Raw genomic sequence first — 12,550 nt, forward strand, 5'->3', positions numbered from 1 at the left:
TTTGGGTGATAAGCCGGCCGACCAAAGTCATTTTCAATCAGACGGTAATGAGCATCATCCAAGTCTTCGACGACCTCGTTGATAGAATATATAATATGATTATTGGGTAAAAGTGAGTCTATTTCTAATGGCAAGGTTGTCTGGTTCATGGTATATTGAGTATACATAAGGAGCACCCTTTCTATGATTTGTTGTGGTGACTTAATTATATCAAAGCCGTGCTCCTTTTGCGTACATAAACAAATAAGATCCGCTAAAAATCTCAAGTAGATTTTCAGCGGATCTTATTATTTTTCTGGGACTTTTGTCCCAGCCTCTTTCTGGTCAAAAATAAATATTTGTAAAGCAAATCGCTGGTTATTTCTATTCATATCTATACTACTAGGTTTCTCATTTATACGACATGATCCCTACCTCTATCATGTCCTTACAGCCCCAAAGCTGCGCCAGTGCGAATAAACTTCATTAAAACGTGTTTATATAATACTTCATATCTACTTTCAACGTCCTTATAGGATACCACGTCTAACGAATAAATGGTAATCCGATGCTCAAAGGTGTTACTTCCGGATTAAGCGTTAACTTTTCTCAGCAGAAAATGATCCTGCTGCGTATCAGATATACTCTCCATCGTTCCACAAAACCATTTCTCCTTTGCTCAGAGATTGCTGTACATCGATGATGCGCTGATTTGAGCTGCCTCTGAATGCCAGGTTGAGGTTCATCTTGTCCTGCTCAAAGCGGCCGTCAACCACCACATCGATCAGGTCGAGGAGCCGCCGCTTATCTTCTGTTCCCTGCATCAGTTCGTCCCAGGTATAGCCCGTCCACGACCAGATGTCCTTCGTCCACCCGAAGGTTTCACGCACCTGCTCACAAAGGGGTACCGTCACCCCAGTATTGAGGAATGGTTCTCCGCCAAGCAGGGTCAGCCCCTGACAGTAGTCTGCACTGAGATCGGTTATGATCTGACTTTCCAGCTCTTCTGTATAGGGTGAACCGTAACTGAAATTCTGGGCCACTTTGTTGTAGCAGCCCTTGCAGGCGAATGGACAGCCGCTCACATAAATACTGCATCTGACCCCTTCACCATCTACAAAATTGTAGGGTTTGTAATCCGCAATATAATTCTTACTGAAGCGTTCCGATGTCCATGAGATTGGATCTGCAGGCATATCAATCAGTCCCTTTAATATGTTTCACACGTGAGGCAATTTCTTTGTGACGCCCTTCGACCATTGGACGCTTCTGTGGATTACCTAGATAGCCACAGGTCCGCTTGACCACATCACACGTTTCAGGGTTCGTGTTTCCACAACTAGGGCATTCAAATCCGTTTTCTGTTGGATTGAAATCCCCATCATAGTCACACTCATAACAGTGGTCGATCGGTGTATTGGTTCCCAGATAACCGACCCGGTCATACGCATAGTCCCAGACTGCTTCAAGGGCTTTCGGATTCGTCTGAAGTTTAGGGTACTCACAGTAATGGATAAAGCCACCTCCTGTGAACTGTGGATAGTCTTTTTCAAAATCGAGCTTCTCAAACGGTGTCGGATTCTTCCGTACATCATAATGGAAACTGTTTGTATAGTAGCCTTTTTCTGTAATGTCCTTGATCAGTCCGAATTTTTCAGTATCCAGTTTGCAGAAACGGTCAGTCAGACTTTCACTCGGGGTCGAATAGACGCTGACATGGATACCGCTCTCATTCCCCCACTCATCTGCATGCTGTTTCAGTTCTTTCATGATCGACAAGGTAAACTGCTTGGCTTCTTCATCACATTCCCATTCCGGGCCGAAGAATTGAGCAGCTGCTTCGTACAGACCGATATAACCTAAGGATATGGTCGCACGTTTGTTGAGGAAAAGCTGGGATACCTTATCTTCCTTGGAAAGTCGCTTGCCGAAAGCACCATGCATATATAAAATCGGTGCATTAGCCGGTTCCGCATCCATTACGCGTTCAGCTTTAAACATCAGCGCATCCTTTACCACCTGAAGACGTTCTTCCAGCAGTGCACTGAATTTGTTTTTATTGCCTTTTGACTCAATCGCGATCCGTGGAATATTCAGCGTGACGACACCGAGATTCATTCGACCAGCTGCGACATCATTTCCCTGTTCGTCTTTCCAGCCCTGAAGGAAGGACCGGCAGCCCATCGGCGTTTTGAAACTTCCGGTAATGTCAATCAGTTTGTCATAGCTCAGCACATCAGGGTACATGCGTTTAGTTGAACACTCCAGCGCCAGCGTTTTGATATCGTAGTTGGGATCATCCGGGTTCAAGTTCAATCCTCGTTTAAGAGTAAAAATCAGTTTAGGAAATATAGCCGTTCTCTTTTCTTTGCCTAAACCGTTTATACGGACTTTGAGTATCGCTTTCTGTATCTCTCTTTCGATCCAGTTGGAGCCCAGTCCGAAGCCCAGACTGGTGAAGGGGGTCTGACCCTGCGATGTATAAAGTGTATTGATCTCGTATTCCAGGCTCTGCATTGCATCGTAAATGTCTTTCTTTGTCTTTTCTGTTGCAAAGGCCTGCTGTCTGTCTTCTCCCTCGATCCAGTCCCTTGCTGTTGTCATATGCTTCTTGTAATTCAGCTCGGCGTATGGCGCCAGCACTTCATCAATCCTGTCGAAGCTGCAGCCACCGTACTGGCTGGATGCCACGTTCGCAATAATCTGAGCCGTCTGAGCTGCCGCGGTCTGAATGGATTTAGGAGATCCGACTTCTGCATTTCCGATCTGGAAGCCTTCTTCAAACATATGCTTGAAATCGATCAGGCAGCAGTTACTCATCGGTGCATAAGGGGTATAGTCCAGATCATGATAGTGCAGCTCACCTTTTTCGTGCGCATTCGCCACATGAGGAGGCAGCATCTTCAGTCCAAGCGCCTTGCCTACGATTCCAGCCGTCAGGTCCCGTTGGGTGTTGAATACTTTGCTGTCTTTATTGGCATTCTCATTGACAATGGATTTTTCCTTCTGAAGCAGACTCTTGATCATTGCATTGACGTCTCGTCTAGTTTCCCGTTCTTTTTCTTTTTCCTCGCGTCTTTGGATATACCCTTCTGCCAGATCATCGTACTCATATGATTTCAGGATATCCAGAACCATAAAGTCGATTTCTTTTGTGTTCAGGTGTGTCAGATTCTTGTGGAGAATCATTTCCTCTACTTCATAGGCAATAGCCTTCAGATCATCAATGCTGTAATTCAGGTCCAGCTGCTCAACAGCCTGAAACAAGGCTTCAGTTATTTTTTTTCGGCTGTACTTCTGCATGCGTCCGTCGCGTTTTTGAACATCTTTCAGCCCATCGTTGATAACTTTTTCATTATGTTCTGCAATTTTCTTGTCGTTCCACTTCACTTTCTGTATCATACCGCACCATCCTTATTTATTTTTACCTTTTTCATTTGATATATTTTTCACAAGTGATTCTAAAAAAAATGATTGTGAATTTTATGTATCACATTTATAGAGTGCAGGCGCCTCTTTGACAAGGCGCCTTTCCTCTATTTAATTAGCTGAACCATTCAACATAATCATTATCTGACATCGATTCAACCATTCCGACCAGATATCCATTCCCTACCTGGGAGAAGAAGTCGTGGTTGCTTGTTCCTGTGGATATTCCGTTCATGATGATCGGATCCACATCTTCCGCAGTGTCCGGGAACAATGGATCGAATCCCAGGTTCTGCAGCGCTTTGTTGGCATTATAGCGCAGGAATGTTCCGACACTTTCTGTCCATCCGATGGAGTCATACAGATAACTCGTGTACTCCATCTCATTTTCATACAACTTAAAAAGCAGATCGTAGGTCCAGTTTTTCATCTCTTCCTGTTCTGATTCAGTCAGCTGATTGAACCCGATCTGGAATTTATAGCCAATATATGTCCCGTGAACCGATTCATCACGCAGGATCAGCTTGATGATTTCAGCCACGTTAGTCAGCTTACTGTTACCCAGATACCGCAGTGGCGCATAAAAGCCTGAGTAAAACAGGAACGATTCAAGGAATACACTGGCAACTTTTTTCTGAAGCTCCGTGCCTTCCTGATAAATCGCATTGATGATCTGAGCTTTTTTCTGAAGCATCGGGTTGCTGTGCGTCCAGTCAAAAATATCATCTATCTCTGATTTTGTGTTAAGGGTACTGAATATTGCACTATAACTTTTGGCATGCATCGATTCCATGAACTCGATGTTGTTGTAAACAGCTTCTTCATGCTGTGTCCGGCTGTGCTTCTTCAGTGATTCGATTCCGTCCTGAGACTGGAGCGTATCCAGAAGCGTCAGGCCTCCGAATACTTTGGCGATCATATCCTTTTCGTCAAGTGACAGCTTGTTCCAGTCACTTAGGTCGTTCGACAAGGGAATACGTGTATCGGTCCAGAACTGTTCGACCAGTTTTTCCCATGTCAGCTTGTCGATCATGTCTTCTATACGATTCCAGTTGATCGCTTTGTAGGTTTCAGTCACTTTAAACTCTCCTTCATTACAACTGACGACTGCTTTCGTCACTGTCATTCTGTTTGTAGCTTATATCGTACAGCTCTCACATGCATTTGCGCCGATTTCTTCTTCATCATCAGTAAATGTACGGATGTAGTAAATCGACTTGATGCCTTTCTTGTGTGCATAGTGTCTAAGCAGTGTCAGGTCACGGGTGGTCTGCTTGTTCGTTCTGCCTTCCTTCCACTCATAGAGGCCTTCAGGAATCACTGAACGCATGAAGAGAGTCAGACTCATTCCCTGATCGACGTGCTTCTGTGCCGCAGCATAGATATCGATCACTTTACGCATGTCCATATCATATGCACTGACATAATATGGCATTGTCTCATTCGATAGATATGGAGCAGGATAATAGGTTTTACCTGTCAGCTTCTCCTGACGTTCTTCTACCAGACGAGTGATCGGATGGATACTCGCTGAGGTTTCGTTGACGTAGCTGATCGATCCAGTCGGTGCAACAGCCAGTCGGTTCTGGTGATACAGTCCGTCTGCCTTCACATCTTCTCTAAGCTGAGCCCAGTCTTCTTTTGTCGGTACAGCAATACCGCGTTCCTTGAAGATCTTTGCCACTTTATCATGTTCAAAAGTGAAGGATGATTCAGTATAGCGGTCAAAATAACTGCCGTCTGCATAAGACGATTTCTCAAAATTATGGAAAACCTGACCGCGTTCAGCAGCCATCTTGTTGCTTGCCTTTAAAGTATAATAATTTAACAGCATGAAATAGGCGTCTGTAAATTCAACAGACTCCGCTGAGCCGTAATGCATCTGGTTGAGAGCAAAGAATGTATGCAGACCCATTGCGCCTAGACCGATCGTATGGTACTTGTCATTTCCGTTCTTGACTGTCGGCACCGCTTCGATGCTTGACTGATCCGTCACGTAAGTCAGGGCACGTACCATCGTATCCACAGACAGCTCAAAGTCTGGCGTATTCATCAGGTTTACGACATTGGTCGATCCCAGGTTACAGCTGATATCCGTCCCCATGATTTCGTATTCCTGGTTGTCTTTGATCAGAGAAGGTTCCTGGATCTGAAGGATCTCACTGCACAGGTTACTCATCGTGATAGTGCCGTATACCGGGTTCTCTCTATTCGCCGTATCGATGTTAATGACGTAAGGATAACCGGATTCCTGCTGAAGTTTTGAAATTTCATTTTCCAGTTCACGCGCATTGATTTTTGTTTTCTTGATTTCAGGGTTAGCTACCAGGTTGTCGTATTCTTTTGTGATATCGATATATGCAAAAGGTTCGCCATATATGCGTTCGACATCATACGGGCTGAACAGGTACATATCTCCGTTGTGAGCCGCCAGGTCATAGAATTTATCCGGAACGACCACACCAAGAGACAGTGTTTTTACACGCACTTTTTCATCAGCGTTTTCCTTTTTCGTTGACAGGAAACGTAGAATATCCGGGTGGAACACATTAAGATAAACCGCTCCTGCACCATTTCTCTGGCCAAGCTGATTCGAATAGCTGAAACTGTCTTCCAGAAGTTTCATAACCGGCAGCACGCCACTTGAAGCATTTTCGATTTTCTTGATCGGATCCCCTGCTGCTCTTAAGTTCGTCAGGTTCACTCCCACTCCGCCTCCAATACGAGACAGCTGAAGCGCTGAGTTGATGACACGGCCGATGCTGTTCATATCATCTGTTGCCTGAATAAGGAAGCATGAGACTAGTTCCCCACGACGCTTTCTTCCGGCGTTAAGGAAAGTCGGGGTCGCCGGCTGATAGCGCTGATGAATGATTTCATCGGCTATATGTCTGGCCAGGTTTTCGTCTCCGTCTGCTAAGTACAACGCGTTGAACGCGATACGGTCTTCAAATCGCTCCAGATAGCGTGTACCATCATCAGTTTTCAATGCATACTGTGTGTAAAACTTGTATGCGCCCATGAATGAACGGAAACGGAACTCTTTCTGATATAGCTCTTCGAATAATTGCTCTATGAATGATTTAGTGTATTTATTTATAAATCCCTCTTCTATAAAATCCTGTTTGATCAGAAAATCTATCTTTTCAGAAACCGACTCAAAAGGAACAGTATTGGGATTGACGTGCTCTTTAAAGTACGCACGTACAGCCTCCTGATCTTTTTGGAGGGGGATCTGGTTATTTACCGGTCTGTTTATCTGGTTATTTAATTTAAAATATGTGATCTCATTCGTTTTATCTTTCACTGTGCTGTTCGAAGCCAAGATCTTTCACCGCTTTCTTCAATTTTCTTACATCTTCATCTGTTCCCTGAAATTCGAACTGATGAAGCAGAGGAACCTGATATGCTTCAGCTATATCCTTAGCTGTAAAGATAAATAGCTTGCCGAAGTTCAGATTCCCTCCGCCAGCTATCCCTTTGAATAAATCCTTATTTCTGCCAGTTTCTAAAAAATCATCAAGCAGATCACTTACTTCCCCGTCGTATGTCGGTGTGACAATGATAAAGGGCTCTTCCATGTCAATAAAAGGATTTGCTGGATCAAGCTCCAGCAAATCCATATTTAGTTTCTTCACAAATTTTCTGGTCTGTCCTGTCAGAGAAAAGTACACGACTTTCATTTTTATGCCAGTCTGTTCAGCAGGTCCGGTCTGAATCCGTGGAACGCTTCAATGCCCTCAGCAATGACCACTGGAAGTGAACTGAATCCCAGACTCTTCACTTCATCGACAGCCTTCTCGTTCTCTTCAATGTCTTTAATCTGGTAAGGGATCCCCTTATCTTCCAGGAATTTTTTTGTGAAATTGCACTGCATGCAATTCGGTTTTGAGTAAACGACTACTGGTGTATTCTGCATTTTTATCTCCTCCATGGCTCTTTTCCATTAAATCCTGTCACACTACATGTTGTGTGTGTTTTAATTTGTGTGTTTTATTTGTTTTTCTACGATAACTTTATTTTACAGCAGTAGAATAAAAAATCAAGCCCGAAGCACTAGATATATTGTTTATTTTTAAACCGAACACAACATGTAGTGTCTTAAACGAAAACACACTCCCGAGCTAAACGTACAAACGTACATTTATCGGGAGTGTTAAATTGTTAAGAACTTAATTGTTTTTTTCTGAACACTATATATTGTGGTTCTACTTTCTTTCACCATAGATCACTTCAAGACAAAATGCACAAGGTTCATCGCCGTCTCTTCTTGATCCGTAAAACAAGTTACAGACATGGAAGCCGTCTTCATATATTTTTTCAAGATTTAAGCGGGACTTAGTCATACCCGTGTCAGTAATTTGCTTTTCGAGTGATTGCTGTTTCATGATTTCTGCTAACCGATCTCGTAGGTGCTGATTTTCCATCCGCAAAACATGATTATCTTCTGTAAGATGAGATAACTCTTCTTTCATGTTTTTTATAATATTCAAGGTGGCTTCTGCTTGAGATTCTAAATCAGAAAATGTATCGTGCAATTCTTTTTTATTCATACGTCACCACTTCTTTGTTCTTTCATCGTCACCTGCTGATTGAAGCGAGTCGATTTCTCACATCTTTTTATAGCATACCATGATTAGAAAGAAAAAGCCAAACGAACTGAGAGTCTTTTCATTTATCTTTTATTCCTGATGACATCAACAATTTGAAGCGAGCAGTCTTCAAAAATCCCCTGGGCAGCGACATTGCTGTCCAGCATTTTCTTCCCATTCAATATGACTTCCATCATATTAGCTATCGCCAGCGGACGAAACCGCTGAGCTTCTGACTGAATAGTCTCCTTATACTTTTCAAATGCGTAAATATGCGATTCACTCACTTGACAGTTCAGTATATCCTGAAGGAGAATCAGGACCAGATCCATGACCATCAGCTGATCCTTCTTCTCACGAGCAAGAGGCATCAGGTCAGTATGCACATAAACAAAGGCCTGATCATCTTTCTTGGACATGAAACTGAACCATTTCCATACAGTCTGAACCAGTTGTACTAGCTCTTCTCTTTCAGCCAGTTCCTGGGCCTGGTCGGCATCACTTGTCAGATGAATCAGCAGTGCTGCCTTTTCTTGGGAAATTCCACGCTCCACAAGAAGAGACAGTCGCTCGTCTTTAGGAAGCTGAGGAAAATGAATAAGCTGACAGCGAGACAGGATCGTATCCAGCAGTCTGTGTTTTGCCGTGGTCAGAAGAAACAGATAGATTTCACCATCCGGTTCTTCCAGAAACTTAAGCAGACTGTTTGCGGCCTGAATCGTCATTTTTTCTACATCTTCAACGATGACGACTTTGCGGCGGCTTTCCATTCCGCTTTTTGTAAATTCTTCTTTAAGGCTTCTTACTTGTCCGATTTTGATCGACTGACCGTCCGGTTCGATTTCAATAACATCCGGATGATAATGCGATCTGATTCGCTGACACGTCTGGCAGGTCTGACAGGCTCCCCCATCCCTGCTTTCCGGACAATAAAGAGACTGCGTGACCCACATGGCCATGTCTTTTTTTCCAGTACCTGCTTTGCCTTCGAACAGATAGGCATGCTGCAGTGTCTTCTGATTAAGCAACTGAAGAAACAGCCGCTGAATGCTCGGCTGTTTGATTGTTTGAGTAGACATTATCTGTCCTCTCTCTCGATTAAAATTGCAGGAACTGATCGATTGGCAGAACGAATAACGTCGCTCCTCCAACTTCAACGTCCACTGGATAAGTCAGATCTGATTCCAAAGTGAAATCATAAGATGGCGGACTCATCATTGTCTGGCTACGGGTTGAACAGTTCTCTTTGATCAGTTCAAGTACCTCGTCAACTTTTCGATCCTCTACCCCTAACAGGAATGTTGTATTTCCTGATCTTAAAAACCCACCGGTGGAAGATAGTTTTGTGGCTCTAATTCCATTCTCCACAAATTCGTCTGCTAGACGTTTGCTGTCCTGATTCTGTACAATTGCTACGATCAATTTCATCGTGATCATCCTTTCTTATTTTTCAATATGTGTCATTCAGTCTTTCTTTGATGACCGCCCAGGTATCTTCAAATACTTTTTCTTCAGCCTGAGAGGCATCGATAATATTAAATCGCTCCGGTTCCTGACTGATCAGCTGAGCGTAACCTTTTCTGACTTCTTCATGAAAAGTAATGGCTTCAAGCTCAAGTCGATCCTGTGTCCGGTTGGAATTCTTGTCCCTTATGCGTGACAGCCCAACCTCCGCTTCAACATCAAGATAAATCGTCAGATCAGGTTTTAACCCTTCAATAGCGAAGGCATTAATGGCCTTGACTTCTTCTACACCAATTCCTCTAGCCTGCCCCTGATAAGCGATCGAACTATCGACAAAACGGTCACATAAGACGATGTCTCCTCTGCTCAATGCGGGTCTGATCTTTTCAACGACATGCTGTCGTCTTCCTGCAGCAAGAAGCAGTGCTTCAGTTCTGGCATCCATCTTAGTATGTACAGGGTTGAGCAGGATTTCTCTTATTTCTTCGGCAATGTCACTCCCACCAGGTTCCCTTGTCATCACTAAAGGACGATCTGTTTCATCCTGTATGGCCTTTTGAAGTCTTCTGACCAGACTGCTTTTTCCTGCCCCATCAGGTCCTTCAATAGTTATAAATAGTCCCTTCAAGCCTTCTTCCAACTTTCTAATCGGTTTCTACTTATATTATACGTTAGATAAGGAGAGGTTGTCCATTTGAATATATAGATCCTGCCATCTTAGTATCGATAAGATTGACCTGGGAAGTTTCTTTCTCATATAAAATCTCTCCAACCTAATGTTAGTTACCCTACTATTGTTTCCCTACTTGTGGTGCTTAAAACTAGCTGCGAGTACATAGATAAAGTAAAAGTCAGGTCGCTATTTTAGGCGACCTGACTTCATACGGACTAATTTTTGGACAATTTATTTTTAACTAGAGTCACACCTAAACCAGCTATCATCATCGCTGCTCCTGAGAAAGCAATGAGATATGTTTGAGTAGCTGTAGAAGGTAACTTTTCTCCTTCTTCTTTGTCAGCCCCTGGTTTCGTCGGTTCACTTGGGTCGCCTGGTTCTCCCGGCTGACCAGGTTGTCCTGGTTCTCCTGGTTGGCCCGGCTGACCAGGTTGTCCTGGTTCTCCTGGTTGGCCTGGCTGTCCTGGCTGTCCTGGTTCGCCTGGCTGTCCTGGTTGGCCTGGTTCTCCTGGTTGGACTGGTTCGCCTGGCTGTCCTGGTTCACCTGGCTGTCCTGGTTCTCCTGGTTCTCCTGGTTCTCCTGGTTGGCCTGGCTGTCCTGGCTGTCCCGGTTCGCCCGGTTGGCTTGGTTGGCCTGGTTCAGCTGGATCTTCCGGTAATTCTTCACCTAAGAGATCAATGATGCGTCCCTCGAGAACTGGGTCTACAATACCGTTGAGGTACCGTTCTTCAACCATGTAGTCACGCAGCTGCTGCCAGTCTTCTTCGCCGATATCGCGAACGCGTCCTTCAGCATATGCTTGAGCAAATGTCTCGAAACCATCGCCCCCTCGACCGGTGAAACCGTTAGTTGTAACGGTATAAATCTCTGTAAGATCAATTGCCGTAAGTTCTCCATTGTCATCAATATACATCTGAACGATGCGATCTCCTGCATCTCTAGTACTATCATAGAAGAAACGCATGCCTGATACATGTAGGAACCCACCATTTTCGTTTGGTACCTGTCTCACGCTGTGTTCCAGTATATCTTTAATTTCCTGCCCAGATAAAGTTGCAGTAACTGGGTTATTTCCAAATGGTAGAACTGTCAGCACTTCACCTGTAGTGATTGGCCCTTTATCGATACCAGCACGAATGCCTCCCCCGTTCTGGAACGCAATCACTGTTTCAGGGAATTTTTCCTGAGCTTTATTCAGCATTGCATCTGTGATCAGGTTTCCTAATTCTGTTTCATTCGCACGGACACTAACGTCACTTCCATCTCCTAATCTCGGATTTAGAAGATCTTTCATAGCTTCAGCACCAATAGGCTGATTGCTGATTTCTTGGATTCTTTCTCTATATTGAGCCATAACATCCAATGCCTCAGCATCCGCTTCATAATTTGAAACTTCAAGCAGTTCACCAGACTGTCTTACTACTTCCCCTTGTTCATTAAACTCAACAGTGAGTGTTCCTAGGTGTTCTGCGTATTGCCCCCCTTGTACGATAACAGTTGGAGCTTTAGTATTTCCATCTGCATCCGTATCAACGATGACTGGCTCATTAAGCTCGGAGTGAGAGTGTCCACCGACAATAATATCAATTCCTGCTACTTCAGCAGCTAGACGTATATCATTTCCCACTTCTGGTGCACTGTCAAACCCAAGATGATTGACAGCCATTATTTTATTGATCCCTGCGTCTTCAAAGGCTTGAACAGCTTCTTCTGCTGCCTGTATAAAGTCTTCAAATTCAACGTCTGCAGGGCTGGCTATATTTCTAGTATCCTCTGTCACTAAACCGAATATACCTACTAGTTCTCCGTCGACCTCATGGATAATACTGTCGTAGATCATTCCATCTTGCGGATCAGATACTAATGATTCATTTGTTTCGAATTCAGCCATGAATGGATCTCTAGAAAAATCGACATTTGTCCCAAGGAATGGGAAGTTTGCTCCCCTGACAAAATTAGAGAGTGAGTAATGCCCACCTTCTGAATCCCCTAAGTCAAATTCGTGATTTCCAAATGTCATGACATCAATACCCATCAGGTTCATAAGAGCCAAGTCTGCCTGCCCTCTAAACTCGTTAAAGTATAGCGTACCTGAGAAGACATCTCCTGCATTGACCAGCAGTGATTCTGGATTCCCTGCACGATACTCATTTATTGCACTTATCATGTAAGGATAATTTTCAACTCGACCGTGCGTATCATTCATATGCATGACTGACAGTTCGAATAGTTCTTGTTCTACCGGCATATCTTCTCCCTGAAGATCCACGATACGGTTTTCGATTACAGGGTCTACGATGCCATTCAAGTACTCTTCTTCAACCATGTAGTCACGCAGCTGCTGCCAGTCTTCTTCGCCGATATCGCGAACGCGTCCTTCAGCATATGCTTGAGCAAATGTCTCGAAAC

General features: G+C 43.9%; 11 protein-coding genes. All 11 read right to left on the reverse strand.

Going from position 1 to position 12,550, the window contains the following annotated elements; translation table 11 throughout:
* Positions 1–614: 614 nt before the first annotated feature.
* Positions 615–1,175 (reverse strand): anaerobic ribonucleoside-triphosphate reductase activating protein, encoded by a 561-nt coding sequence (gene nrdG, locus BMX79_RS11350; protein ID WP_091482777.1) that lies wholly within the window; start codon positions 1,173–1,175, stop codon positions 615–617.
* 1 nt (position 1,176) lies between these two features.
* Positions 1,177–3,381 (reverse strand): anaerobic ribonucleoside-triphosphate reductase, encoded by a 2,205-nt coding sequence (gene nrdD / locus BMX79_RS11355; protein WP_091482779.1) that lies wholly within the window; start codon positions 3,379–3,381, stop codon positions 1,177–1,179.
* Between the two features lie 142 nt (positions 3,382–3,523).
* Positions 3,524–4,486 (reverse strand): class 1b ribonucleoside-diphosphate reductase subunit beta, encoded by a 963-nt coding sequence (gene nrdF, locus BMX79_RS11360; protein WP_307724204.1) that lies wholly within the window; start codon positions 4,484–4,486, stop codon positions 3,524–3,526.
* A 60-nt stretch (positions 4,487–4,546) separates the two neighbouring features.
* On the reverse strand, positions 4,547–6,715 hold the full coding sequence (nrdE, locus tag BMX79_RS11365) for a class 1b ribonucleoside-diphosphate reductase subunit alpha (protein WP_246117701.1): 2,169 nt from the start codon (positions 6,713–6,715) through the stop codon (positions 4,547–4,549).
* Positions 6,705–7,091: a class Ib ribonucleoside-diphosphate reductase assembly flavoprotein NrdI gene (nrdI, locus tag BMX79_RS11370; protein WP_091482785.1), complete on the reverse strand. Its 387-nt coding sequence runs from the start codon at positions 7,089–7,091 to the stop codon at positions 6,705–6,707. The genes nrdE and nrdI overlap by 11 nt, the downstream gene beginning before the upstream one ends.
* Positions 7,092–7,093: 2 nt before the next feature.
* Positions 7,094–7,327: a glutaredoxin-like protein NrdH gene (gene nrdH / locus BMX79_RS11375; protein ID WP_091267404.1), complete on the reverse strand. Its 234-nt coding sequence runs from the start codon at positions 7,325–7,327 to the stop codon at positions 7,094–7,096.
* A gap of 289 nt (positions 7,328–7,616) precedes the next feature.
* A complete protein-coding gene (locus tag BMX79_RS11380; RefSeq protein ID WP_091482787.1) occupies positions 7,617–7,961 on the reverse strand; it encodes a DNA replication initiation control protein YabA in 345 nt (114 codons plus the stop codon).
* A gap of 122 nt (positions 7,962–8,083) precedes the next feature.
* Complete coding sequence (gene holB / locus BMX79_RS11385) at positions 8,084–9,079, reverse strand: DNA polymerase III subunit delta' (protein WP_091482789.1); 996 nt, start codon at positions 9,077–9,079, stop codon at positions 8,084–8,086.
* A gap of 19 nt (positions 9,080–9,098) precedes the next feature.
* Positions 9,099–9,428 carry a cyclic di-AMP receptor DarA gene (darA, locus tag BMX79_RS11390; protein WP_091482791.1) on the reverse strand — a complete coding sequence of 110 codons (330 nt, stop codon included), beginning with the start codon at positions 9,426–9,428 and terminating at the stop codon, positions 9,099–9,101.
* Between the two features lie 22 nt (positions 9,429–9,450).
* Positions 9,451–10,092: a dTMP kinase gene (gene tmk, locus BMX79_RS11395; protein ID WP_091482793.1), complete on the reverse strand. Its 642-nt coding sequence runs from the start codon at positions 10,090–10,092 to the stop codon at positions 9,451–9,453.
* 260 nt (positions 10,093–10,352) lie between these two features.
* A partial coding sequence (locus BMX79_RS11405; RefSeq protein WP_177165397.1) for a bifunctional metallophosphatase/5'-nucleotidase occupies positions 10,353–12,550 on the reverse strand: 2,198 nt, incomplete at its 5' end.

It is taken from the genome of Alkalibacterium pelagium (genome assembly GCF_900109325.1).
In the GTDB taxonomy this organism is placed as follows: Bacteria; Bacillota; Bacilli; order Lactobacillales; family Carnobacteriaceae_A; genus Alkalibacterium; species Alkalibacterium pelagium.

Bases quoted from the DNA above. Each gene is read 5' to 3' on its own strand.
- nrdH (WP_091267404.1), bottom strand. From the start codon at position 7,327: ATGCAGAATACACCAGTAGTCGTTTACTCAAAACCGAATTGCATGCAG.
- nrdD (WP_091482779.1), bottom strand. From the start codon at position 3,381: ATGATACAGAAAGTGAAGTGGAACGACAAGAAAATTGCAGAACATAAT.
- nrdI (WP_091482785.1), bottom strand. From the start codon at position 7,091: ATGAAAGTCGTGTACTTTTCTCTGACAGGACAGACCAGAAAATTTGTG.
- BMX79_RS11380 (WP_091482787.1), bottom strand. From the start codon at position 7,961: ATGAATAAAAAAGAATTGCACGATACATTTTCTGATTTAGAATCTCAA.
- holB (WP_091482789.1), bottom strand. From the start codon at position 9,079: ATGTCTACTCAAACAATCAAACAGCCGAGCATTCAGCGGCTGTTTCTT.
- darA (WP_091482791.1), bottom strand. From the start codon at position 9,428: ATGAAATTGATCGTAGCAATTGTACAGAATCAGGACAGCAAACGTCTA.
- nrdG (WP_091482777.1), bottom strand. From the start codon at position 1,175: ATGCCTGCAGATCCAATCTCATGGACATCGGAACGCTTCAGTAAGAAT.